The 23,835-nt window shown below is 68.7% G+C and carries 25 protein-coding genes and 1 riboswitch; of the genes, 10 read left to right on the top strand and 15 right to left on the bottom strand.

Going from position 1 to position 23,835, the window contains the following annotated elements:
* Positions 1-38: 38 nt before the first annotated feature.
* Genes CAL11_RS02110 through CAL11_RS02125 form a run of 4 tightly spaced genes read right to left on the bottom strand, consistent with a single transcriptional unit; the run spans position 39 to position 3,342 of the window.
* On the bottom strand, positions 39-752 hold the full coding sequence (locus tag CAL11_RS02110; protein ID WP_003817775.1) for an ABC transporter ATP-binding protein: 714 nt from the start codon (positions 750-752) through the stop codon (positions 39-41).
* Entirely contained in the window at positions 745-1,509 is a 765-nt protein-coding gene (locus tag CAL11_RS02115) for an ABC transporter ATP-binding protein (RefSeq protein ID WP_003815287.1), read from the bottom strand. The genes CAL11_RS02110 and CAL11_RS02115 overlap by 8 nt, the downstream gene beginning before the upstream one ends.
* A gap of 2 nt (positions 1,510-1,511) precedes the next feature.
* Positions 1,512-2,441: a branched-chain amino acid ABC transporter permease gene (locus CAL11_RS02120; protein ID WP_086092019.1), complete on the bottom strand. Its 930-nt coding sequence runs from the start codon at positions 2,439-2,441 to the stop codon at positions 1,512-1,514.
* A 28-nt stretch (positions 2,442-2,469) separates the two neighbouring features.
* Positions 2,470-3,342: a branched-chain amino acid ABC transporter permease gene (locus tag CAL11_RS02125; protein WP_033466669.1), complete on the bottom strand. Its 873-nt coding sequence runs from the start codon at positions 3,340-3,342 to the stop codon at positions 2,470-2,472.
* Positions 3,343-3,469: 127 nt separating this feature from the next.
* Between CAL11_RS02125 and CAL11_RS02130 the strand changes: the two genes are divergently transcribed.
* Complete coding sequence (locus CAL11_RS02130; protein ID WP_086092020.1) at positions 3,470-4,516, top strand: LacI family DNA-binding transcriptional regulator; 1,047 nt, start codon at positions 3,470-3,472, stop codon at positions 4,514-4,516.
* A gap of 132 nt (positions 4,517-4,648) precedes the next feature.
* Here the strand turns inward: CAL11_RS02130 and CAL11_RS02135 are convergent, their stop codons facing one another.
* Positions 4,649-5,758 (bottom strand): porin, encoded by a 1,110-nt coding sequence (locus CAL11_RS02135; protein WP_086092021.1) that lies wholly within the window; start codon positions 5,756-5,758, stop codon positions 4,649-4,651.
* Positions 5,759-6,261: 503 nt separating this feature from the next.
* Positions 6,262-7,098: a 3-methyl-2-oxobutanoate hydroxymethyltransferase gene (panB, locus tag CAL11_RS02140; protein ID WP_086092022.1), complete on the bottom strand. Its 837-nt coding sequence runs from the start codon at positions 7,096-7,098 to the stop codon at positions 6,262-6,264.
* Positions 7,099-7,225: 127 nt separating this feature from the next.
* Between panB and CAL11_RS02145 the strand changes: the two genes are divergently transcribed.
* The 3 genes from CAL11_RS02145 to CAL11_RS02155 all read left to right on the top strand — a co-directional run bounded on the left by CAL11_RS02145 (position 7,226) and on the right by CAL11_RS02155 (position 10,268).
* Positions 7,226-8,137 carry a LysR family transcriptional regulator gene (locus CAL11_RS02145; RefSeq protein ID WP_167382434.1) on the top strand — a complete coding sequence of 304 codons (912 nt, stop codon included), beginning with the start codon at positions 7,226-7,228 and terminating at the stop codon, positions 8,135-8,137.
* 146 nt (positions 8,138-8,283) lie between these two features.
* Positions 8,284-9,270: a Bug family tripartite tricarboxylate transporter substrate binding protein gene (locus tag CAL11_RS02150; RefSeq protein ID WP_033466658.1), complete on the top strand. Its 987-nt coding sequence runs from the start codon at positions 8,284-8,286 to the stop codon at positions 9,268-9,270.
* Between the two features lie 29 nt (positions 9,271-9,299).
* Entirely contained in the window at positions 9,300-10,268 is a 969-nt protein-coding gene (locus tag CAL11_RS02155; protein WP_086092024.1) for a succinylglutamate desuccinylase/aspartoacylase domain-containing protein, read from the top strand.
* On the opposite strand, the gene CAL11_RS02160 is transcribed toward CAL11_RS02155, so the two are convergent.
* The 3 genes from CAL11_RS02160 to CAL11_RS02170 all read right to left on the bottom strand — a co-directional run bounded on the left by CAL11_RS02160 (position 10,265) and on the right by CAL11_RS02170 (position 13,299).
* Positions 10,265-10,783: a lipocalin family protein gene (locus CAL11_RS02160; protein ID WP_086092025.1), complete on the bottom strand. Its 519-nt coding sequence runs from the start codon at positions 10,781-10,783 to the stop codon at positions 10,265-10,267. The genes CAL11_RS02155 and CAL11_RS02160 overlap by 4 nt on opposite strands.
* A gap of 65 nt (positions 10,784-10,848) precedes the next feature.
* On the bottom strand, positions 10,849-12,432 hold the full coding sequence (gshA, locus tag CAL11_RS02165; protein ID WP_086092026.1) for a glutamate--cysteine ligase: 1,584 nt from the start codon (positions 12,430-12,432) through the stop codon (positions 10,849-10,851).
* Positions 12,433-12,465: 33 nt separating this feature from the next.
* A complete protein-coding gene (locus CAL11_RS02170; RefSeq protein ID WP_086094500.1) occupies positions 12,466-13,299 on the bottom strand; it encodes an alpha/beta hydrolase in 834 nt (277 codons plus the stop codon).
* A gap of 114 nt (positions 13,300-13,413) precedes the next feature.
* Between CAL11_RS02170 and CAL11_RS02175 the strand changes: the two genes are divergently transcribed.
* Positions 13,414-13,962 carry a hypothetical protein gene (locus CAL11_RS02175; protein WP_086092027.1) on the top strand — a complete coding sequence of 183 codons (549 nt, stop codon included), beginning with the start codon at positions 13,414-13,416 and terminating at the stop codon, positions 13,960-13,962.
* Here CAL11_RS02175 and CAL11_RS02180 read toward each other — a convergent pair.
* Entirely contained in the window at positions 13,934-14,170 is a 237-nt protein-coding gene (locus CAL11_RS02180) for a helix-turn-helix domain-containing protein (RefSeq protein WP_033466645.1), read from the bottom strand. The two genes, CAL11_RS02175 and CAL11_RS02180, sit on opposite strands and share 29 nt — an antisense overlap.
* A 127-nt stretch (positions 14,171-14,297) precedes the next feature.
* On the opposite strand from CAL11_RS02180, the gene CAL11_RS02185 reads away from it, so the two are divergent.
* Entirely contained in the window at positions 14,298-15,191 is an 894-nt protein-coding gene (locus CAL11_RS02185) for an AEC family transporter (protein WP_033466643.1), read from the top strand.
* Between the two features lie 3 nt (positions 15,192-15,194).
* On the opposite strand, the gene CAL11_RS02190 is transcribed toward CAL11_RS02185, so the two are convergent.
* Positions 15,195-16,202, bottom strand: coding sequence for an Ldh family oxidoreductase (locus tag CAL11_RS02190; protein ID WP_086092028.1), 1,008 nt, complete (start codon positions 16,200-16,202; stop codon positions 15,195-15,197).
* A gap of 93 nt (positions 16,203-16,295) precedes the next feature.
* Positions 16,296-16,376: riboswitch (SAM riboswitch) on the top strand.
* Here CAL11_RS02190 and metX point away from each other — a divergent pair.
* From metX to CAL11_RS02210, 4 genes are all read left to right on the top strand, one after another.
* Positions 16,366-17,613, top strand: a complete 1,248-nt coding sequence (gene metX, locus CAL11_RS02195) for a homoserine O-succinyltransferase MetX (protein WP_033466639.1) — start codon at positions 16,366-16,368, stop codon at positions 17,611-17,613. It overlaps the preceding riboswitch by 11 nt.
* Positions 17,610-18,224, top strand: a complete 615-nt coding sequence (metW, locus tag CAL11_RS02200) for a methionine biosynthesis protein MetW (RefSeq protein WP_033466637.1) — start codon at positions 17,610-17,612, stop codon at positions 18,222-18,224. The genes metX and metW overlap by 4 nt, the downstream gene beginning before the upstream one ends.
* A 124-nt stretch (positions 18,225-18,348) precedes the next feature.
* Positions 18,349-19,560, top strand: a complete 1,212-nt coding sequence (locus tag CAL11_RS02205; RefSeq protein ID WP_244172901.1) for a muropeptide transporter — start codon at positions 18,349-18,351, stop codon at positions 19,558-19,560.
* Between the two features lie 111 nt (positions 19,561-19,671).
* Positions 19,672-20,736, top strand: coding sequence for a porin (locus CAL11_RS02210; RefSeq protein WP_086092030.1), 1,065 nt, complete (start codon positions 19,672-19,674; stop codon positions 20,734-20,736).
* Positions 20,737-20,792: 56 nt separating this feature from the next.
* Here CAL11_RS02210 and CAL11_RS02215 read toward each other — a convergent pair whose 3' ends face one another.
* From CAL11_RS02215 to CAL11_RS02230, 4 genes are read right to left on the bottom strand one after another with little or no spacing between them, the layout of a single operon-like run.
* Positions 20,793-21,527, bottom strand: a complete 735-nt coding sequence (locus tag CAL11_RS02215) for an aspartate/glutamate racemase family protein (RefSeq protein WP_086092031.1) — start codon at positions 21,525-21,527, stop codon at positions 20,793-20,795.
* Between the two features lie 5 nt (positions 21,528-21,532).
* Entirely contained in the window at positions 21,533-22,267 is a 735-nt protein-coding gene (locus tag CAL11_RS02220; protein ID WP_086092032.1) for an amino acid ABC transporter ATP-binding protein, read from the bottom strand.
* A gap of 24 nt (positions 22,268-22,291) precedes the next feature.
* Complete coding sequence (locus CAL11_RS02225; protein WP_003817737.1) at positions 22,292-22,981, bottom strand: amino acid ABC transporter permease; 690 nt, start codon at positions 22,979-22,981, stop codon at positions 22,292-22,294.
* Entirely contained in the window at positions 22,978-23,739 is a 762-nt protein-coding gene (locus tag CAL11_RS02230; protein ID WP_086094501.1) for an amino acid ABC transporter permease, read from the bottom strand. The genes CAL11_RS02225 and CAL11_RS02230 overlap by 4 nt, the downstream gene beginning before the upstream one ends.
* Positions 23,740-23,835: the final 96 nt, after the last annotated feature.

Raw genomic sequence — 23,835 nt, forward strand, 5'->3', positions numbered from 1 at the left:
GGGGATGCCGTGCATCGGCGAAAGTGGCGTGGCGCGTATCAGCCGTCCATGCCGAGATAGGTCTTGCGCACGAGGTCGCTGTGCAGCAGGGCTTGGGTGTCGTCCGAGCCGACGATCTGGCCAGTCTCCAGCAGGTAGCCGCGCTGGGCCGTCTGCAGCGCCAGCGTGACGTTCTGCTCGACCAGCAGGATGGTGGCGCCGGCGGCGTGGATCTCGCGCAGCTTGTCCATCAATTCGGCCACCACCAGCGGCGCCAGGCCAAGCGACGGCTCGTCCAGCAGCAGCAGCTTGGGGCGGCCCATCAGCGCGCGTCCGATCGCCACCATCTGCTGCTCGCCGCCGCTCATGGTGCCGGCCTTCTGCCGGTAGCGCTCTTTCAGGCGCGGGAACTGCGCCAGGATGCGTTCGATGTCCTGCTGGATTTCGTGGTGGGTGGAGCGGCGCGCCCGTGCGCCGATGACCAGGTTCTCGGCCACGGTGAACTCCGGGAACACGCGCCGTCCCTCCGGGACGATGCTGATGCCCTTGCGGATGATGGCGTCGGGCGCCTGGCGGTCGATGCGCTCGCCCATGAACTCGATGGCGCCGCCGCGCACCGGCTGCAGGCCGAGGATGGACTTGAGCAGCGTGCTCTTGCCCGCGCCGTTGGCGCCCAGCAGGGTGACGAACTCGCCGGCGGCGACGTCCAGGCTGCACTGCTTGAGCGCCTGCACGCGGCCGTAATAGGTGTCGATGCGGTCGATCTTAAGCATGCTGCGCTCCCGCGCCCAGATAGGCGGCTATCACTTTTTCGTCGCGCTGTACCTCCTGCGGCGTGCCGTCGGCGATCTTGTGCCCGTATTCCAGCACCACGATGTGCTCGCACAGGCCCATGACCAGCTTGATGTCGTGCTCGATGAGCACGATGGTGTAGCCCAGCTCGTGCAGCTTGAGGATCAGCTTGCGCAGGGCGATGCGCTCCTGCAGGTTCAGGCCCGCCGCCGGTTCGTCCAGCAGCAGGATCCTGGGGTCGGTGGCCAGCGCGCGCGCGATGTCCAGCTGGCGCTGTTCGCCATAGGGCAGGTTGGAGGCCAGTTCGTCGGCCTTGCCCGCCAGCCCCACGTACGACAGCAGCTCGATCGCGCGCTCGCGGGTGGCGCGGCGTTCGGCGCGCTCGCCCGGGGTGCGCAGGATGGAGGCCAGCACCCCGGCGCGGGTGCGGTCCTGGCGGCCGATCATCACGTTCTCGGCCAGCGTCAGGTCGGGGAACACCATGATGTTCTGGAACGTGCGCGCCACGCCCAGGCGGTTGATCTGGTGCAGCTTCAGGCGGCTGATTTCCTTGCCGTCGAAGCGGATCGAACCCGCGGTCGGCGTGTAGATGCCGCTGACCACGTTGAACAGCGAGGTCTTGCCCGCGCCGTTGGGGCCGATCAGGCCATGGATGACATTGGCCTGCATGGTGAACGATACGTCGGAGAGCGCCTGGACGCCGCCGAACGAAAGGGTCACGTTGTTGACGGAAAGCATGCTTACCTCGCGCGCAGGGATTTGAGCTTGTTGGGCAGATCCACCAGTCCCTTGGGCAGGAACAGGATCACCAGCGCCAGCAGCAGGCCGTAGACCAGGATGTTGTATTGGCCGAATTCCTGGGCGTACTCCTCGATGATGGTCAGCGCGAAGGCGCCGATCACCGAGCCGTAGATGTTGCCGATGCCGCCCACGAAGGTCATGATCAGGAACAGGACGGAGACGTGGATGCCCAGCCTGTCCGGGTCGATGAAGCCATCGTAGTGCACGAACAGGGTGCCGGCGAAGGCCGCGAACAGGGTGCTGATGGTGAACGACAGCACCTTGTAGCGGAACACCGGGATGCCCAGCGACTGGGCCGCCAGCTCGTTGTTGGCGATGGCCTGCAGGGCGTCGCCGGTACGCGAGTCGATGACCCGGCGCAGGATGACGAAGCCGGCGAACATGCACAGCAGCACGTAGTAGTAATAGCCCAGGTCGCTGGTGAGCGACCAGCCGAAGAAATCCGGCGCAGGCACGGCCGTCAGCCCGGAGGGCCCGCCGGTGATCGTGCTGTTCTTGATGATGACCTGCACGATGACCGCGACTGCGATGCTGGCCAGCGCCAGGTAGTGGCCGCTGGTGCGCAGCACCAGCATGCCGACCAGGCAGCCCAGCAGGCCGACCGCGGCCGTGGCGACTGGCACCGATACCAGGTAGGGCACGCCGGCCTTGGCCATCATGCCCGACAGATAGGCGGCCAGCCCGAAGAAGGCGGCATGCCCCAGCGAGATCTGGCCGGTATAGCCGGCGAACAGGGTCAGGCCCATGACCACGATGGCGTAGGTGGCCGCCCGCACGCCCAGGTGGGTGATGAACGGGTCGTTGAGCAGGGCCGGCAATGCGATGAGGAGCAGCGCGCAAAGCGCGGTCCCATATTTGCGACGAAACATGATGCGGTGTCCTTCTGGCTGGTTCTGCTTAGACTTTCTTGATCTGCTTCTTGCCCAGGATGCCGTTGGGCTTGACCAGGATGATGAGCAGCAGGATCGAGAACGAGACCAGATCCTTGTAGGCGGAGTTGATCAACAGCGTGCCGAACTGCTCGATCACGCCCAGCATGATTCCGCCCAGCACCGCGCCCGACAGCAGGCCCAGCCCGCCCAGCAGCGCGGCGGTGAAGCCCTTGAGCATGATCAGGTTGCCCATGTCGAACGACAGCACCGCGATCGGCGCGTAGACGATGCCCGCCGCCGCGCCCAGCGCCGAGCACAGCGCCACCGTGAAGTTGTTGATGCGCGAAACGTTGATGCCCATCATGCGGGCGGTGGTCTTGTCCTGCGCGACCGCCCGCACCGACAGGCCCAGCGGCGTGCGGGTGAACAGCAGGTACAGCAGCAGCATGATGAGCAGCGTCATGCCGATGACGATCAGGTACTGGTCGCTGATGCGTACCGAGCCGATCGATGCCGCATGTTCGCTCAGCGGCGGAAAGCGGTACGCCGACGAGCCGAAGATCAGCTGCGCGACGCTGCGCAGCAGGATGAACAGGGCCACGGTCATCATGAACAGCGAAAGCTGGTTGCTGTTTTCCAGCCGCCGCATGAAGACCCGTTCGAGGAACGAGCCGAACACCAGCGCCGAGGCGATGGCCAGCGGAAAGGCCAGCCACATCGACAGCCCCAGGTCCACGTGGAAGACGTAGCCCAGGAATGCCCCCACCATGAAGATTTCGCCTTGCGCGAAGTTGATGATGTCCATGCCCCGGAACACCAGCGTGATCGCCAGGGCGATCATGGCATAGGTGCTGCCAACGGACAGGCCGTAGATCAGTTGCTGCAGAAAATGGTCCATACGGATCTCTACCCAAACGTTTGGGTAGCAACTGTAGGGGCACGCGCGTCGGCTGGCAATTCAGTATTTACCCGAACGTTTGGGTAAAACGGGAATGTTGCTATGATGCGCGCAAAAGGAAGGCCACATGAAAGGTAAGCAGTCCCCGGTCACTTTGCGTTCGCTGGCGCAGCAGCTGAAGGTGCATGTGTCGACCGTCTCGCGCGTGCTCAATGGCACCGACGACGACGCGCGCAACGCCGCCGCGCCCGAGACGGTCGAGCGCATCCGCGAACTGGCGCGGCAGCTCAACTACCGACCCAATCCGCACGCCATCGGCCTGCGCACCCAGAAAACGCGCACGGTCAGCGTGCTGGTGCCGCAGCTGTCCGACCTGGTCGTGGCCACGATCTACGAGGGCATCGACGCGGCGGCGGCCGACTCGCGCTACCTGACGTTCGTGGCCAATACCGGCGACGCGCCGCCACGCCAGCGGCAACTGGGCGAGATGGCGCTGGACCGCCGGGTCGAGGGCCTGATCTTCGCCGATGCGCGCCGCGACGATACCCGGTTCCTGGACGAAATCGCCCGGCGCGGCGTGCCCATGGTGCTGGTCAGCCGGCATCTCGGCACGCATTGCGCCGTGACCTGCGACGACGTGGCCGGCGGCCGCATGGCGGCCGAGCACCTGCTGGCGCTGGGCCACCGCGACATCGCCGTGCTGGCCGGCGAGCAATACGCCAGCACCGGCTGCGACCGCAGCGCGGGCTTCATCGCCTATTGCCGCGAGCAGGGGGTGGACATCCCGGCCAAATGGATACTGCACGGACCGTTCGATACGCGGGCCGGCCGGCTGGCCGGCGAGAAGCTGTTTCGCAACGCCCGCAAGCCCTCGGCGGTGTTCGCCGTCAACGACTTCCTGGCCATCGGCCTGATGGGCGCGGTGCGCGATCGCGGCCTGCGTGCGGGGCACGATGTGGCCATCGTGGGCTTTAACGACACGCCGCTGGCCGCCGAGCTGCCGATCAGCCTGACCACGATCCGTTCGCCCATGCACGCCATGGGCTATCGCAGCATGGAGCTGCTGCTCGAGCGTATCAAGGGAGGGCGCCCGGAGTCCGAGCGACTGGCGCCGCAGCTGATGGTGCGGGCCAGTACCTGTCCGCGCCCCGGCGAGGCCGGCGGGCTCGCCTAGCGGGGCATGGCGGGCGGCAGCGGGTCCAGGCCGTCGCGGAGGGATAACGGAGAGGGAAAACCACCCGTCAGGACGCTGGACTCGCATGCCTCGCGGGGCCGGCCCCGGGGGGCCAGCCCATCATGCAACGGCTTAGAACCGGTGACGCAGGCCCACGGCCACGGCGGTGTTGCGCACCTCGTCATGGAACGCGTAGTTGTCGCCGTAGGCGGCATAGGCGTATACGTTGGTGCGCTTGCTCAGGTCATAGGTGGCGCCCAGGGCGAAGATGTTGTAGGTCTTGTCGCCGCCGGTCAGCTTGTCGTTCTTCGGATCGGCGCGCTGCCACGAGCCGAACACCTTGGTCTTGCCCAACGGCACGGTCGCGCCCAGCATCAGGGAGTCGACCTTGGCGCCGTCCTTGTAGGCCAGCGAAGGCAGCTTGCTGTAGCCGGCGAAGCTGGGGTTGGTGCCCATCGAATAGCCGGAGAACCAGCCGTCGAACGTCTGGCCCCACGCCGCGTGCAGTTTCACGACCTCGAAATCGTACATGCCGCCCAGCGCGTATTCCTGCACGCTTTGCGATTCGCCATTGGTGGCGGCGTGGTTGGGGCTGAGGCGATCGTAGGTGGCGACCAGGGTCAGCGGGCCGGAGGCGTACTTCGCGCCGGCGGTCACCACGCGCGGATTGTCGCTGGTGCTGAAGTTGTCGCCCTTGGTGGTGTCGGCGTTGAACGAATAGCCCAGGCCGAACCGGAAGCCGCTGAAGTCGGGCGACTGGTACATCACCATGTTGTCCAGGCGCAGCGACTTGGCCGAGCCGAACGTGCTGCCGATGCCGGCCATGCCGTAGTCGGTGCTGAACGGGCTGATGTCAGCCAGGTATTTGGACGCCATGTTGGTCTGGCGGCCGAACTCCAGCTTGCCCCAGGAGCTGCTGGACAGGCCGACGGTGGCCTGGCGGCCGAACAGGCGGCCGCTTTGTTCGGAGTTGCCGGTCTGGTTGTTGAAGCCGGCCTCGAGGGTGAATACGGCCTGCAGGCCGTCACCGAGGTCTTCGGCGCCTTTCAGGCCCCAACGCGAGCCGCTGCTGACGCCGCTGGTCGCGCCGACATGGCTTTGCTTGAAGCCGTCGGGTCCCTTGACCTGTTCATAGCCGATGCCCGAGTCGATCAGGCCATACAGCGTGACGCTGGTGGCGGCGGCTTGCGCCGTGCCCGCGAATCCGCTGGCCAGGGCGACGGCAAGCAAGGTTTTCTTCATTGTGATGCTCCCAAATTTCTGCAGAAGGTCCGACGCACGTCCCGCACGGTTCGTGCTGGAACGTGGACCCGGCGAAGTCTAGGAGCGCTACATGTACCGGAGTGTTACGGCGCGCGCGAATTGACATTTCCACTCACCAGGGCAATGCGCGCATGGCGCTGTCATATTGTCTTGCTATCGCGGGCGCGCCGCGCCGGCGCGTAGCACGCGGGACGGCTTGCCGGGCGCGGCCCGTGGCCCGGTTCGCCTGTGGCGAAAATCCTACGGCGCGCGGCGGGCGGGTTTGCAGGATCCGCGCACATCATTGGCAATTGTTGACAATCATGGCACCGCATAGCGGCTATGCTCGGCCCATCTATAGCAATGGATTGAGCAATGACCGATCAACCTCCCGCCACGCCTCCCGTCAGGCCGCAGCGCTGGCCGTTTGGCCGTGCGCAGGAGTCCGAGCGGCCCGAGGAGCCGGCCAGCCGCGCGACGGCGGCCGGTTCCTGTGCGCGGCCTCAGGCCGGGCGGCCGTCGGGCGCCGGCATGCCGGTGCAGTGCTCCGGCGCCGGAAAGGTGCGCGCGCGCACTTCGCTGGCGTAGGCCGCGGCGGCCTGTTCGATGATGGGGCCCAGCTCCGCGTAGCGCTTGACAAAGCGCGGCGTGAAGTCCGAGAACAGGCCCAGCACGTCGTCCGACACCAGGATCTGTCCGCCGCAGGCGGGCGAGGCGCCGATGCCGATGGTGGGCACGGGCAAGGCCTCGGTGATGGCGCGCGCCACGGGTTCGAGCGTGCCTTCTATGACGACCGTAAAGGCGCCCGCGGCGGCGATGGCCTGCGCGTCGGCCATGACCTGCTCGGCCTCGGCGCCGCGGCCGACGGTACGGAAGCCGCCATGGCCGTGCACCGATTGGGGCTTGAGCCCGACGTGGCCCATCACGGGAATGCCGCGTTCGACCAGGAAGGCTACGGTCGAGGCCATTTCCGCGCCGCCCTCCAGCTTGACGCAACTGGCGCCGGTCTCGGCCATGATGCGCGCGGCGTTGCGATACGCCTGGCGCTCGTCTTCCTGGTAGCTGCCGAAAGGCATGTCCACCGCCACGCAGGCGCGCTGCGAGCCGCGCATCACGGCGCGGCCATGCTGGATCATCATGTCCACGGTGACCGGCAGGGTGGTTTCCATGCCGTAGATGACCATGCCCAGCGAATCGCCCACCAGCAGCAGGTCGCAATGCGCATCCAGCAGGCCGGCCATGGGGGCCGTGTAGGCGGTCAGCGCCACGATGGGCTCGTCCGGCGTGCGCATGCGCAATTGGCGGGTGGTGATGCGTTTGGCGGCGGTGGGCACGCTCATGATGTCTCCGTAAGGGGTTGGCGCGCGCTTCGCATGCTACAAGAGCACTCGGCTGCGCGATGGGCCCGGCGTGGTGCCGGATCAGAGGCCGATTGTATCGGCGCGGCGACTTGTGCGGCGGTTTTCCATGTCCGACCTGAAACTCTTCGAAGACTTGATCGCGCTGGCGCAGACCGGCAGCTTCGTGCGCGCGGCCGAATTGCGCCACGTCACGCATCCGGCCTTCGGGCGGCGCATCCGCGCGCTGGAGGCCTGGGCCGGCGCGCCGCTGGTCGAGCGCGGCCGCACGCCGGTGGCGCTGACCGCGCAGGGCGAGGCTTTGCTGCAGGCGGCCGGCCAGGTCGTCGAGCAGGTGGACCGGGTGCGCGAACAGTTGCGCAGCGCCGGCCGCCAGGAAGAGCGCGTCTTGCGCATCGGCACCGGCCGCAGCCTGGCGCGCACCCTGGTGGCCGACTGGATAGCGCGGCTGCGCCAGCGCCCCGCGCGCCTGCTGGGCGACGGCGCGCAGGTGGAGCTGTCCACCGGCGTGATGCAGGAGATGGCGGCGCTGCTGGAGCAGGGCCGTGTCGACCTGGTGTGCTGCTATGAGCATCCGGCGCTGTCGGTGCAACTGACGCCGGGGCGGTTCCGCTACATGACGCTGGGCATCGACAAGCTGGTGCCGGTGTGCCAGGCCGATGCGCGCGGCCGCCCGCGCCACACCCTGAGCGAAGGCGGGCCGGCCGCGCCGCTGATCACGTATTCGGGCGGACTGGCCATGGCGCGCATCGCCGGCGACCGGCTCGAGACCTTTCCCTATGCGCTGGCGCCGTTCGTGCGCTGCGATTCCCTCGATGCCGCGCACGGCATGGCGCAGAAGGGGCTGGGCATCGCCTGGCTGCCCTGGTCGATGGTGGCCGGCGATTGCCGGCGCGGCGCCCTGGCCGCGCTGGGCGGGCGGGCCGAGGAAATCGCCTTCGAGGTACGCCTGTACCGGCCGCGCACCCGCCTGTCGGCACTGGCCGAGGCGGTCTGGGAGTGCACCCAGCGCGGCCGCTAGCCTGGCCTGCCGAACCGCGAACCGTATTGGCACGGCCATGTGCCGCTTCGGCACATGGGTCGCCATGCCGGCCCCGCAGAATGATGGCGCGCAGTCATTCATAACAAGCGGCGGGCCACGGTCCGTCGATACCTCAAGGGAAAAACATGAAATCGCATGCATTGCGCGGCGCGCTGGCCGCCCTGTGTATCGGCACGGCCCTGGCCGCGCCCCTTTCGGCCGTCGCCGCTGGCTATCCCGACCGCCCCATCTCGCTGATCGTCGGCTATCCGGCCGGCGGCAGCGTCGACCTGACCGCCCGCCTGTTCGGCGAGGCGCTGGCGCGCCAGACCGGCCAGAGCGTGGTGGTCGAGAACGTCGGCGGCGCGGGCGGCACCATTGGCGCGCAACGCGTGGCGCGCGCGCAGGCCGATGGCTATACCCTCCTGCTGGGCTCGACCAACGAGATGGTGATCGCCGGCATGATCAACAAGGCGGTCAAGTACGACGGCGCCAAGGATTTCACCGCGCTGGGCGTGATCGCCTCGCAGCCCATGCTGCTGGCCGCCTCGAAGAGCGCCGGTGTGAACAATGCCGCCGATTACCTGCGCACGCTGCGCGGCGCGGCGCCCGGTTCGTTCAATTACGGTTCGTCCGGCGTAGGCACCACGCTGCACCTGGCCGGCGAAATGGTCAACCAGTCGACCCGGACCCGCGCCGAGCACGTGCCGTACCGCGGCGTGGCGCCGCTGGTGACCGACCTGATGAGCGGCCAGCTCGATTACGGCATGCTGGTGCTGTCGTCCGGGCTGCCGCAGGTGCGTTCGGACAAGGTCGTGGCGCTGGGCGTGACCGAGAAAAAGCGCTCGCCGGTGGCGCCCGACATCCCCGCGCTGGCTGAAACCCCGGGCTTCGAGGGCGTGGACATCAGCGTCTGGTTCGCCCTCTACGGGCCGGCCGGTTTGCCGGCGCCGGTGGCCGACGCATTGCGGGCCTCCCTGGCCGACGTGCTGAAGTCGGAGGAGTTCCGCCGCAAGATGCAGGAAGCCGGCGGCGAACTGGCCCAGCCCGGCCTCGATCCGGCGCAGTTCCAGCAGGCCGAGACCCGCAAGTACGGCGCCCTGGTGCAGGCCGCCAGGATCGAAGCCCAATAATCCAACCATTGATCCCGCGGTCACCGTCCATGCAGTTCCAGCTTTCCGTTCCCGATCTTTCCGCCGAGCGCGTCGGCAACACCGGCACGCCCGGCGTCTGGCACTTCGATTCCGGCCGGCCGGGCCGCGCCGTCATGGTCTCGGCGCTGGTCCATGGCAATGAACTGTGCGGCGCCTGGGCGCTGAAGGACGCGCTGGCGGCGGGACTGCGGCCGCGCCGCGGCAGCCTGACGCTGGCGTTGTGCAATCTTGACGCCTTCGATACCTTCGACGCGGCCCGCCATGACGCCGCGCGCTTCGTCGACGAAGACATGAACCGCGTCTGGAGCGAGGCGCGCCTGGCGCAGCCGCGCACGCGCGAACGCCGGCGCGCGCTGGCGCTCGCGCCCTGGGTGAGGCGGGCCGACTGGCTGCTGGATCTGCACTCGATGCACGAGCCGGGCGAACCCTTGTTGCTGACCGGCGTCCTGCCGCGCAACATCGCGCTGGCGCGCCAGTTGGGCGCGCCGCGCCATGTCGTGGTCGACGCCGGCCACAAGGACGGCGTGCGCATGCGCGATTTCGGCCGTTTCGGCGATCCCGGCGCCGACGCCTGCGCGCTGCTGATCGAATGCGGTTTCCACGGCGAGCCGGCGGCACGCGAGGTGGCGCGCGACATGATGGGCCGCCTGTTGCTGGCGGCCGGTGCGGTCGATGCCGGCGACCTGCCGGCCGGGTGGCTGGCGCCGCCCGCGGCGGGGCAGCGCGTGCTCGAGGTGACCGACGCGGTGGTCGCACCGTCGATGGATCTGCGCTTCGCGCAGGCCTGGCAGGGCCTGGAAACGCTGGAGCAGGCGGGAACGCCGATCGGCTGGGCCGATGGCCGGCCCATCGTCACGCCCTATGACCGCTGTACGCTGATCATGCCGTCCTTGCGCCAGCTCAAGCCGGGCGTGACGGTGGTGCGGCTGGCCCGCGACTACGCGGCGGGTCCGCGCGAGGATGGCCGGCGGGCCTAGCGCTGTTGCGGGGTGTAGCGCAGCTCGTCGAGCGCGTAGCCCTGCGCCTTGGCTACCGCCAGGGCATCCTGCAGGTCGGCTGGCGCAAGTTGCGTCCTGCGCGACAGGATCCACAGGTTGTCGCGGTCGGGCGAGCCGACCACCGCCCAGCGATAGTCGGGATCCAGCCCGATGATCCAGTACGCGCCCTTGAAGGGCTTGAAGAACGAGACTTCCAGCTTGGCGTTGCCGCTGCCCTCGACCACGGTGGCGGTGCCCGAGGCCGCGTCGATGCTGCCGTCCTTGGTGCGGCAGCGGTTGTTCACCGCCAGCGAGCCGTCGGCGTTCTGCGTGTATTCGGCGGTGGTGTCGCCCACGCACTGGCGCTGGAAGAACATGGGCAAGTGGGCGATCTCGTACCATTTGCCGGCATAGCGGGCCAGGTCGACCGACTCGACCGTGCGGACCGCCGGTTCGGCCGCGGCGGCGCCGGTCGCCAGCGCGGCGGCCGCGAACAGGAATGCAAGGCGAAACATAGTGCCTCCGGTAGGAAGGTGCCGGGCCGGCGTGCGGCGCCGGCCCAGCCATAACGATACGCCTGTCAGGACGCCGTCGAAGGCAGCGGGTTTTTCAAGGCCGCGTGGTAATGCGCCACGTAGGTGTCGAAATCGACCGTATCGGACTGCTCCAGGCGCAATTGCTCGGCGACGGACTGGCGCGCCGCCTCGGTGTAGGCCTGCGTCCGTTCGGCCGGCAGCGGCTGGGCGCGCAGCGCGTCGGCGTGGCGGCGGCTGAGGTCCAGCGAATAGTCGTGAAACGATACGTTGCCCTCGCGCAGGGCGGCCAGCACCCGGGCCGACGGGGTCAGGTCGGGCTGGTCCAGCTTGGCGCGCTGGGCGGCCAGCGCAGCGGCGTAGGCATCGCCGCCCAGCGCCTGGTCGTACAGGGCGGCGTAGGGCGCGATCTGGTCGAGCAGCTCGTGGCCCCACTGCGGCACGCTGACGGCCTGGCCCTCGCGGTCCAGCATCAGGCCCGGCTTGCGGCCCTCCTTGACGACGACGGCGAAGTTGTCGGCGCTGCGCTGGCAGTAGCCGTTGTCCGGAAAGAACGGGCTGTCCGAGGTGGCACAGAACAGCAGGAAGGCATCGACGAAGCGCGCGGTTTCGGCGGAAATGCCTTCGGGCGCCAGCGGGTCGATGTCCAGGCAGCGCACTTCGACATACTGCACGCCGCGCTCGGCCAGGGCCGTGATGGGGCGCTCGCAGCGGCCGGTGGCGCGCTTGGGGCGAATGCTGGAGTAGTACTCGTTCTCGATCTGCAGCACATTGGTGTTGAGCTGGATCCACTGGCCGTCGCGCCGCGTGCCGATGGCCTGGTAGGCCGGCCAGGGTTCGGTGACCGCTTCGTAGAGGCGGCCCAGGAACGTGTCGAGGTCGTTGTAGCACAGCTTCAGGCGCGACTGCGCCTTGTTCTGGTAGCCCAGGTCGCTCATGCGCAGGCTGGTGGCGTAGGGCAGGTACAGCGTGGAGGGGTCGAGCGTTTCGAGCAGGTGGTCGCGTCCGCGCATGAACTCGCGCGCCAGCGCCGGCGCCGAGCCGAACAGGTACATCAGCAGCCAGGAATAGCGGGTGAAGTTGCGGATCAGCGAGATGTAGCCGCGCGAGCGGCGCGCCTGCGGCGTCGGCGCATCGGGTTGGAGCACGTCCCACAGCGCGTCGGGCAGCGAGAAGTTGTAGTGCACCCCGGCGATGCATTGCATGGTCTTGCCGTAGCGTTCGGCCAGGCCGCGCCGGTACACGTGCTTGAGCATGCCGGTATTCGAGGTGCCGTACCAGGCGATGGGGATGTCGGCCTCGGGCGGCAGCGTGGCCGGCATCGACTGGTTCCAGATGTATTCGCCCTCGAGCACGCCGTAGACGTAGCGATGGATGTCGCGCAGTTCGCCCAGCAGGCTGTCGACGTCGGTATGGGTGCCGGTGATGAGTTCGAGCAGCGCTTCCGAGTAGTCGGTGGTGACGTGTTCGTTGGTCAGCGCCGCGCCCAGCCCGGCAGGGTGGGCGGTGCGGGCCAGCACGCCCTGGTGGTCCACGCGCAGGCCTTCCTTCTCGATGCCGCGCAGGGTCTGCGTCAGCAGGTCGGCATGGGCTTGCAGGCGGTGGTGGCGTTGGGCAGCGGTATCGGTCACGGGCGTTTCTTTTTTCCGGGTGGATCGCGGATTTTACGGGGTGATGGCCGTCCGTGCCGAGGTAGCCCTGATCGGGGCCCGGGATAAAGATGTCGCGGCGCCGGCCAGCCAGCGGTCCAGGTCGGCATAGACCGGGGCGGCGATGGCCGGCGTTTCGTTGAAAATCTCGTGCCAGGCGTCCGGATACCAGCGCAGCGTCAGCAGGGCGGGCGGCGCCGCCTCGGCGAAGGCGCGGCTGCCTTGCGGGGCGACGATGCGGTCGGCGCCGGCCACCTGGAGCAGGGTGCGGCATGGCAGCAGCGGCGCGTCGCGCAGGGCGGCCTGGCTGGCCTGGTCGATGAACAGGGCCAGCCGCCCGGTGATGCAGCGCCGCACCAGCGGGTCGGCCCGGTAGGCGGCCACGACCGCGCGGTCATGCGAAATGCAGGCCGGTGCCAGCCCGTGCGGCACGCGCAGCTCGGGCTGGCGGCGCGCCAGCCAGGTCAGCGCCGGGCGCGACCAGGCCGGGATGCGCAGGCGAAACGGCGGCGAACTGAGCACCAGGCCGGCCAGCGGCGCCCATTGCCGTTGCGCCACCCGCACCGCCACCAGCGCGCCCAGGCTGTGGCCCAGCAGGATGGGCGGGCGTCCGCAGTCGCGGGTCCAGTCCAGCAGCCGCTGCGTGGCGTCGCGCACCAGGTCGTCGGGCCGGGCCAGGCCGGCCGGGGGGCCGCCCGACAGGCCGTGGCCACGGTGATCGTGCGCGCCCACCCGCCAGCCGCGCGCGGCCAGCCAGCCGGCCAGGCGCTCGTAGCGGCCGGCGTGCTCGCTCAGCCCATGCAGCAGGTATATGCTGGGCATGCCCGGGCCGGGCAGCGGCGCGGCCACGTCCGGGGCCGCTGGCCAGGCGTAATTGGCCAGGCGGATGCCGTCCGCGGCGGGCGTAAATGAAATCGGCGACAATTTCAGGCCTCTGCAGGTCGATAGCGAACCCATACACCCATGATTTCAACGCTGTTTCGTTTCATGCTCAAGAAACGCGTGCGCATCCTGTGGCAGGCCGGCTGCGCAGCGCTGCTGCTGGCCGCCTGTTCGCCCAGTTACAACTGGCGCGAGATCGACGTGGCCGATGGCCGCGTGCGCGCGGCTTTCCCCGGCCGGGTGCAGACCGACACCCGCGATCTGGCCCTGGCCGAGGTGCCGTTGCGGTTTTCGCTGACCTCCGCGCGGGTCGAGCAGGCGGTATTCGCCATCGGCCACGCGCCGCTGCCGCCCGAGGTGGCGGCCGACCCGGCGCGCCGGCGTGCGCTGGGCGAGGCGCTGGCGCGCTCGCTGTACGCCAACCTGGGAGCCCAGCCGCCCGACCCGCTGCCGGCGCCGGGCGCCGACATCGAAATCCATGCCCCGCCGGGCGAGCGCGACGACTGGCTGCTGGCGCGGGTGTGGGTGACCGACGACATGCTGATCGAGGCGGTGGCCGCCGGCACCCGCCAGACCTTGCCCGCCGAGCGGGCGCGCGAATTCATCGGCGCGGTGGAGCTGCGGCGGTGAGTGCGGGCAGCAGCCCGCATTGCACGGCGCGGGCGACCGCGGCGCGCCGGTTGGCGACAGCCAGCTTGGCGCAGGCATTGGCCAGGTGGAAATCGACCGTGCGCGCGGCGATGCCCAGGATGCGGGCGGTTTCCCAGCTGGTCTTGCCCAGCGCCGACCAGTGCAGGCAGTCCAGCTCGCGCGGGGTGAGGATGGTGCGTTGCGGCATGACGGACCCCGTCTCTGCCCATGAGGGGCGGCCGGCCATCATGCGGCGCGCCGCGCCGGCATGCCAAGTCTCGATTCGTGGCGGCATCAGGCCGCTTATCCATTCCTGAATAGGCCCAGCGTCGTCCATGCTTGCCGTCGTACAGTTCTACTGGTCCGCCGTCGTGCTGCTGCTGCCCCTGCTGGCGTGCGCGGGAATCGGCGCCTACTGGGCCAAGCGCGAGTACCCTTTCGGCGGTACGTTCATCACCATGCTGGTCACCACGGTGACCACCCCCGCGCTGGTGTTCCATACCTTCGTCACCACGCAACTGGACGACCGCGCGCTGCTCGCCATCGCCGGCGCCTCGCTGCTGGCGCTGCTGGCCTGCGCGCTGGCGTGCGCCGGCCTGCTGCGGCTGTTCGGCCTGCCGGTGCGCACCTTGCTGCCCACCGCCTTCGTGCCCAACGCCGGCAATCTCGGCCTGCCGGTGTCGCAGCTGGCATTCGGCGACGCCGGGCTGTCGGCGGCGGTGGCGTTCTTCGCGGTCAACTCATTCGTGACGCACACGATCGCCGTGCGCATGCTGCCCGGCGCCAATACGCCCGGCAGCTGGAAGAGCCCCGTCCTGCTGGCTTCGGTGGCCGCCGTGAGCCTGCGCGCCCTGGACATCCCGGTGCCGGACTGGCTGGTCGCGACCAGCCGCATGCTGGGGGCGGTGACGGTGCCGCTGATGCTGCTGAGCCTGGGCCACGCGCTGGCGCTGATTCCCGCCAACGGCATGCGCGCCGGCGCGGTGGTGGCCGGGCTGCGTCTGGCGGTCGGACTGGCGGCGGGCTACGCGGTGGTGTGGCTGCTCGGCCTGCCGGATTTGCTGGCCGGGGCCCTGGCCCTGCAGATGGCCATGCCCTGCGCCGTGGTCAGCTACATGTATGCGCGCCGTTATACCGACGTCGGCGATATCGCCGCGGGCGCGGTGCTGGTGTCGACCGTGGTGTTCCTGCTGCTGGCGCCGGCCCTGCTGTGGTTCACGCGCCAGTAGGGCTCAGCCCGCGCCGCACATGCCGCGCAATTGCGCCAGCAGCGTGTCGGGAATGTCCACGCCATGCTGCAGCGCCAGCTTGCGCAGCGCGGTACGGCGTTCGCCGGGCAGGCGCACGCCATCGTCGTGGAGCATGGCCTCGATGAGGGTTTCCACGCGTTCCAGGTAGGTGTCGGTGCCGGCCAGCGCCGCCGGGTCGATGGCCAGGAAGGCCTGGCCCAGCCGCGCCGGCCCGCCCTCGTCGTCGAACAGCGATTCGGTCTCGAAGCCGAACTGCGCGCCGGAGAGACTGCACACCAGCAGCTCGATGATCAGCGCCAGCATGGTTCCCTTGGCGCCCGCGGCGGGCAGTATGGTGCCGGCCAGGCCGGCGCGCGGGTCGGTGGTGGGCCGGCCTTCGGCATCCAGCGCCCAGCCTTCCGGAATGGGATCGCCGTCGCGCGCGGCGATCATCAGCTGGCCGCGCGTTGCTTCGGCCGGCGTCAGGTCGATTTCCAGCGGGGCGGCGCGGCGGCGCGGGAAGGCCGCGGCGACCGGGTTGGTGCCCAGCAGCGGACGCCGGCCGCCCCAGGCCGGCATGGCCGCCGGGGAGTTGCCGACGGCCAGGCCCACCATGCCGGCGGCGGCGATGGCCTCCAGGTGGTAGGCGGCGGCGCCGAAATGATGGCTGTTGACCACCGCCACGAACGCCACGCCGTGCTGGCGCGCCCGCTCGGTGGCCTGCGCGGCCGCCAGGGCGCAGGCCGGATAGGCCAGGCCCGAGCCCGCGTCTATCAGCGCCGTGCCGCCGTGCTCGCGCGCCAGCCTGGGGCGGGCGGCGCCCTTGGCGCGCCCTGTGCGCAGGTGGGCGGCGTAACCGGGCACGCGCGCCACGCCTTGCGCCACCAGGCCCTGGCTGTCGGCGTGCACCAGGGCGCGCGCCGTGCTCTCGGCCATCTCGGGGTTGGCGCCCGCCGCCGCCAGCGCGGCGGCGGCCAGGTGCTGCAGTTCGTCCAGGTAGATATGGGCCATCGGAAGGTCCCGGAAACACGCCGCGTCGCGGCAGGCATCGCAGATATCGATGCTGCCACGAACATCGGATTCCGGCCAGTGCTAGAATTGCGCACATTGTTCGGCGCCGATTTGCCTGATCCGCTTGCGGGCGCCTCTTATAAATCCAGCTAAAGAGGTCTGAATGACCAGTCCTGTCCTGAATCCGGCGCTGCCTGCCACGGCCGCCGTCCCTGCCGCCGCCACGCCCTCGGCCGTTGGCTCCGCCGGCATCGTTGCCCCCGTATTCCTGCGTTTCGACGAGCCGCTGCCGCTGGCCAGCGGCCAGACCCTCGACGGCTACGAGCTGGCCGTCGAGACCTACGGCACGCTCAACGCGCAGCGCACCAACGCCGTCCTGGTCTGCCACGCGCTCAATGCCTCGCACCACGTGGCCGGCGTGTCCGCCGACAATCCCAAGGATGTCGGCTGGTGGGACAACATGGTGGGGCCCGGCAAGCCGGTCGACACCAATCGTTACTTCGTCATCGGCGTCAACAACCTGGGCTCGTGCTTCGGCTCGACCGGGCCGGCCAGCATCAATCCGGCCACCGGCCGCCCCTGGGGCGCCGCGTTCCCGGTCCTGACCGTGGAGGACTGGGTGCGCGCCCAGGCGCGCGTGGCGGACCATTTCGGCATCGAGCGCTTCGCCGCGGTCATGGGCGGTTCGCTGGGCGGCATGCAGGCCCTGAGCTGGGCCATCACCTGCCCGCAGCGGGTGGCCAATTGCGTGGTGGTCGCCAGCACGCCGCGCCTGTCGGCGCAGAACATCGGTTTCAACGAGGTGGCGCGGCGCGCCATCATCACCGACCCTGATTTCCACGGCGGCGACTACTACGCGCACGGGACGGTGCCGGGGCGCGGCCTGTCGGTGGCCCGCATGATCGGCCATATCACCTACCTGTCCGACGACGACATGGCCGAGAAATTCGGCCGCACGCGCCGCGAGCCGGCCGCCGACGGCGCCTATCGCTATGGCTACGACGTCGAATTCGAGGTCGAGTCCTACCTGCGCTACCAGGGCGAGAAGTTCTCGCGCTATTTCGACGCCAATACCTATTTGCTGATTACCCGCGCGCTGGATTATTTCGACCCGGCGCGCGCCACCGGCGGCGACCTGGCGCGCGCGCTGGCGCCGGCCACGGCCGACTTCCTGCTGGTGTCGTTCTCGACCGACTGGCGCTTCCCGCCCGAGCGTTCGCGCGAAATGGTGCGCGCGCTGCTCAAGAACGGCAGCCCGGTCACCTATGCCGAGATCGACGCGCCGCACGGCCACGACGCCTTCCTGCTGGACGATGCGCGCTATCACGCGGTGGTGCGCGGCTACTACGAACGGATTGCGCGCGAACTGGGCCTGAACGGCGCCGTCGCGCCGGAGGGAAATCCCGCATGAGCCCCGTTTCGGCCCGTTTCGAACCCGCCGCCCTGCGGCCCGACCTGGCGCGCATCGCCGCCTGGATCGAACCCGGCTCGCGCGTGCTGGACCTGGGGTGCGGCGACGGCGCGCTGCTGGCGTACCTGCGCGATCACCGCCAGGTGCGCGGCGCCGGCGTCGAGATCGACGACAACTACGTGATCGCCTGCGTGCAGCGCGGCGTCGAGGTCATCCAGCAGAACCTGGAGGACGGCCTGGCGCTGTTCGACGACCAGCAGTTCGACACCGTGGTGCTGTCGCAGACCCTGCAGTCGATGCACCGCACCGAGCACATCCTGCGCGAAATGGCGCGGGTGGCGCGCCATGGCGTGGTGTCGTTTCCCAACTTCGGGTACTGGCCGCACGGCTGGTCGATCCTGCGCGGCCGCATGCCCGTGACCGGCCAGATGCCGTACCAGTGGTACAACACGCCCAACATCCACCTCTGCACGCTGCGTGATTTCGAGGACTTGGCCGGCACCCTGGGCCTACGCATCCTGCAGCGCGCCACGTTCAACGAGGGCCGGGAAATTCGCGTATTCCCCAGTTGGCGCAGCACATTGGCACTGTATCGTTTCGCTGCGTCCTGACATCCGGATGCCGGCGCGGATTGCTACTATCCGCTAGCAGGACCGGCGCGCCTACCGGTCGTTCCACGGGAGATCCGCCATTACCGCCGCGACCGAAACCACCAAGGTCTATACCAACCGCCGCGTGGCCCCGCTGCTGGTGCTGGGCTTTGCCAGCGGCCTGCCGCTGGCGCTGAGCAGCGGCACCCTGCAGGCGTGGGCCACGGTCGAGAACGTCTCGTTGCAGAGCATCGGCTTCCTGACGCTGGCCGGCACCGCCTATACGCTGAAGTTCCTCTGGGCCCCGCTCATCGACCGCTACGTGCCGCCGTTCCTGGGGCGGCGCCGCGGCTGGATGCTGCTGACCCAGGTGCTGCTGGCCGCCGCCATCATGGTGATGGGCATGCTGTCGCCGGGCTCGGCCCTGCTGCCGCTGGCCCTGATGGCGGTGCTGGTGGCCTTCCTGTCGGCGTCGCAGGACATCGCCTTCGACGCCTACAGCACCGATGTGCTGCGCCAGGAAGAGCGCGGCGCCGGGGCCGCGATGCGGGTCATGGGCTACCGGCTGGCGATGATCGTCTCCGGCGGCCTGGCGCTCATCGTGGCCGATCGCTGGCTGGGCTGGGGCAACACCTACGTGCTGATGGGCGGGCTGATGCTGGCGTGCGCGCTGGGCACGCTATGGGCGCCCGAACCCGAGCGGCCCGCCAACCCGCCGCGCGACCTCGGCGCGGCGGTGATCGAACCCTTTCGCGAGTTCTTCAGCCGGCGCGGCGCCATCGACATGCTGCTGCTGATCGTCCTGTACAAGCTGGGCGACGCCTTCGCCGGCGCGCTGTCCACCACGTTCCTGCTGCGCGGCGCCGGCTTCAGCGCCACCGAGGTCGGCACCGTCAACAAGGTGCTGGGCCTGGCCGCCACCATCGTCGGCGCGCTGGCCGGCGGCTCCATCATGACCCGCTGGGGGCTGTACCGCTCGCTGATGGCGTTCGGCCTGCTGCAGGCGGTGTCCAACCTGGGCTACTGGCTGATCGCCGTCAGCCCCAAGAACCTCTACCTGATGGGCCTGGCGGTCGGCGTCGAGAACCTGTGCGGCGGCCTGGGCACGGCCTCCTTCGTGGCGCTGCTGATGGCGATGTGCCGCCAGCAGTTCTCGGCCACGCAGTTCGCGCTGCTGTCGGCGCTGGCCGCGGTGGGCCGCACCTACCTGGCCGGGCCGCTGACGCCGGTGCTGGTCGAGTGGCTGGATTGGCCGGGCTTTTTCATCGTCACCGTCCTCATCGCGCTGCCCGGGTTATGGTTGCTGCGGCTGCGGCGCAACGTTATCGACGAGCTGGACGCCCAAACCGCGCGCTGAGCGTCGCGATGGTGCTAAGGTTACGGCCTTGCGCTACCCGCGCAAGCCGCCCGCAGTGGCGGTACTGATAACAATTCGGGCAACTCACGTCCGAAAAAGAGGAGACTGAAAATGAAGCGACTGATCCCAGCCGTCGCGCTGGCAGGCATGTTCGTGGGCGCGGCCCAGGCCGAAACCAGCGTCACGCTGTACGGCATTGCCGATGTCAGCGTCCGCTACCTGAGCACGGGCAACGAGAACGGCAACAGCCGCGTGTCGATGGAAAACGGCGCCATCTCCAACAGCCGCTGGGGCCTGCGCGGCGTGGAAGACCTGGGCGATGGCATGAAGGCCTTCTTCCGCCTGGAAAGCGGGTTCAACGTCCAGAACGGCGAGCGCTCCGATCCCGACAGCTTCTTCAACCGCCACGCCTACGTCGGCCTGGACGGCGGCGAGATCGGCGCGATCTCGCTGGGTCGCCAGGACACGCCCCTGTTCACGATCCTGGCCGACTCCTACGATCCGCTGACCGTCGGCAACTATGCGCAGAATTCGTGGCTGCCGGTGGCCATGTCGCGCGCGCGCAGCTCCAACTCGGTGCGCTATCGCAACGACAAGCTGGCCGGGTTCGACGTGATCCTGTCGTATGCGTTCAGCGACAGCTTCGAGGACCACAAGCTGGGCGAACAGTATGGCGGCACGCTGGCCTATACGACCGGCCCGTTCTCGATCGGCGGCGGCTACATGCTGACGCACTCGGCCAGCAACTCCGACTACGAACAGCGCGTCTGGAACCTCAACGCCTCGTACAAGTTCGAAACCGCCAAGGTATTCATCGGCTACTTCAACGGCCGCGATGAAACCGGCTTCGTCAATGCCGTGATGGGCAATACCAGCCTGCCGGACAACGGCCTGGAGCGCAAGGACAACGGCTACTTCGCCGGCGTGACCTGGCAGGCCACGCCGCGCTGGGCGTTGACGGGCGCCGCGTACTACGACACCAGCAAGAACCTGGTCGAGGAAGGCGACAAGGGCAAGCGCTACGCGCTGGTCGGCGTGGCCGAGTACGCGCTGTCCAAGCGCACGCAGGTATACGGTACCATCGACTACAACAAGGTCAAGGACGCCGCCACCGGCGAAATCCAGGGCGACGACAAGCAGATCGGCGCCGCGGTGGGGATTCGCCACATCTTCTGATGCGGCGGCGGGGCGCCCGCGAGCGCGCCCCGCCCGGCAGTCCGGCGGGCGGACCTTCAGCCGCCGCCCCGATACCAGGCCAGTCCGGCCAGCGCCAGCGCGTCGATCGAGTCGGTCATCGCGACGCCCAGTTCCGCGCGCAACGCGTGCGGCAGCGCCAGCGGCAACTCCGTGCACCCCAGCACGATGGCGTCCACGCCCATGGCGCGCAGGCTGTCGACGCACGCCAGCGCCGGCGGCAATGCCTGCGGCAGCAGGTTCTGCTTGACCAGGCGTATCGATTGCGCGCACAGGCCATCTATCAGCCCGGCAGGCGGCACGACCGGTTCGTAGCCTTGCGCCTGCATTTCGTGCTGGTACAGGCCCAGGCGCAGCGTCGTGGCGGTGGCCAGCAGGCCGATGCGGCCCGCATGGATGCCCTGGCGCCGCAGATCGTCCAGCACCGCCTGCACGATATGCAGGACGGGCACGGCCGCTGCTTGCGCCAGTTGCGGATACCAGACGTGAGCGGTATTGCAGGGGATGGCGATCGCCGCGGCGCCGGCCTGCTCCAGCCGCCGCATGCCGTGGCGCATCCAGGGCAGCGGGTCGGCGCCCAGTCCGGCTTGCCCGGCGGGCCGGTCCGGCACGCGCGGGTCGTTCCACAGGATGGCCGGCACATGCTGCTGGTCGCAGGCGGCCTCGGTCAGCGCCACCAGCCGTTGCATGAAGCTGGCGCCGGCCATCGGCCCCATGCCGCCCAGCACGCCCAGGAAGCGCCCCTCGAATTGCTTGTCGTCGTCGCTAGTCATGGCGGTCAGTGGGAAATGATCTTCGACAGGAACTGCCGCGCCCGCGCGGAGCGTTGCTCCATGTTCTGGAAGAAGTCTTCATTGCGGCAGTCTTCGACGATGCTGCCGGCGTCCATGAAGATGACGCGGTCGGCGACCTTGCGGGCAAACCCCATTTCGTGCGTCACCACCATCATGGTCATGCCCTCGCGCGCCAGGTCGATCATCACGTCGAGCACTTCGTTGACCATTTCCGGGTCCAGGGCCGAGGTGGGCTCGTCGAACAGCATGGCGATGGGCTGCATGGCCAGCGCGCGGGCGATGGCGACCCGCTGCTGCTGCCCGCCGGACAGCTGGCCGGGATACTTGTGCTGGTGCGCCTGCAGGCCGACGCGTTCGAGCAAGGCGACGGCGTGCGCGCGCGCCTCGTCCTCGGAACGCTTGAGCACTTTCACCTGGGCCAGCATCAGGTTCCGCATGACCGAAAGATGGGGAAACAGCTCGAACCCCTGGAACACCATGCCGATGCGGGTGCGCAAGCGGGGCAGGTCGGTATCGGGCGCGCCCACCGAAACGCCGTCGACGGTGATCTCGCCCTTCTGGAAGACTTCCAGCCCGTTGACGGTCTTGATGAGCGTCGATTTGCCCGAGCCCGAAGGGCCGCAGACGACCACGACTTCGCCGCTGGCCACGCTGGTTACGCAGTCATTGAGCACCTGCGTCGCGCCATACCACTTGCTGACATTCTTGATTTCTATCATGGGACGTCCTGTTCCGCGCCGCGCTTACGCGGCCATAGTGTTGCGTTGCTGCAGGTAGTGCACGAATCGCGATGCCGCGAAGCTCATGACGAAGTACACCGCCGCGACGAAGAGGTACATCTCGACCAGCCGGTTGTCGCGCTGGGCGACGTTGATGCCCGCTCCCAGGAAGTCGGTCAGGGACAGCACATAGACCAGCGACGTGTCCTGGAACAGCACAATGGTCTGGGTGAGCAGGACCGGCGCCATGTTGCGCAGCGCCTGGGGCAGGACCACATAGGCCATCGTCTGCCAGTAATTGAGCCCGATGGCGTAGGCGGCCGAAGTCTGGCCGCGCGGAATGGACTGGATGCCCGCGCGCATGATTTCGCAGAAATACGCCGCCTCGAACAGGGTGAAGGTAATGAGGGCCGAGGTGAAGCCGCCCACCTGCAGCGGCCTGCCGGCGCCGGTCAGCCAGCCGCCTATGTAGGGCACCAGGAAGTAGAACCAGAAGATGACCAGGATCAGCGGCAGGGCGCGCAGCCCGTTCACGTACGCGGCGGCGACCGCGCTCAGCGGTTTGATGCCCGACAGGCGGCACATCGCCAGCAGGGTTCCCAGCGCCAGCCCCATGGCCGTGGACAGGAACGTCAGCTTGAGCGTGAACACCATGCCGTCGCGGAACAGGTATCCCAGAGAGCGTCCTATGACGTCGAAGTCGAATTCGTTCATGTCGGAGCCAGTTTTGTGGTGACGGAGGCAGGGCCCATGAAGCCCGGCACGGCCAGTCGCGTTTCAATGTATCGCATTGCGCGCAGCACGATCAGGTTGAGCAGGAAGTAGCAAAGCGTCGCGCCGGCGAAGGCCTCGAAAACCTGAAAGCTGAATTCCTGCATCGAGCGGGCCGCGCCGACCAGCTCCAGCAGGCCGATGGTGAATGCCACCGAGGTGTTCTTGATGAGGTTGAGCAGTTCGGAGGTCAACGGCGGGAGGATGATGCGAAACGAGGTGGGCAGCAGCACGTACCGGTACACCTGGCTTGGCCGCATGCCCAGCGCGGTGGCCGCCATGCGCTGGCCGGCGGGACGCGACTCGATGCCGGCGCGCACCTGCTCGGCTACCCGCGACGAGGTGTAGAAGCCCAGGCACAGGACCGCCGGGATGAAGATGCCCCATGGCGGCGGGATGCTCTTGATCGCATCGCCAAGCCGCACCGGCAGGATCTCGGGCACGACGAAGTACCAGAGGAACATCTGCACCAGCAGCGGAATGTTGCGGAAGAACTCGACGTAGGCGGCGCCCAGGACGCGGGCCCATTTCATCCGTGTCGTGCGGGCCACGCCGACCAGTACGCCGATGCTCAGCGCCAGGATCCAGGCCAGCGCCGCGGTGCCGAGCGTCCACGCCATGCCGGTCAGCAGCGTGCCCAGGTAGATGCCGCCGGTCGGCGACATTTCAAGGAAAATATGCCAATTCCAGTTGTAGTTCATGGTTGTATCCTGGCTGCGCAGGCGGGACGGCACGGCGGACGCGGCGAACGCGGCAAATGCCGCGTTCGCCGCGTCCGGGAGCGCGGGTCGCGGGGC

It is taken from the genome of Bordetella genomosp. 6 (assembly GCF_002119705.1).
GTDB classification, from domain to species: domain Bacteria; phylum Pseudomonadota; class Gammaproteobacteria; order Burkholderiales; family Burkholderiaceae_B; genus Bordetella; species Bordetella bronchiseptica_F.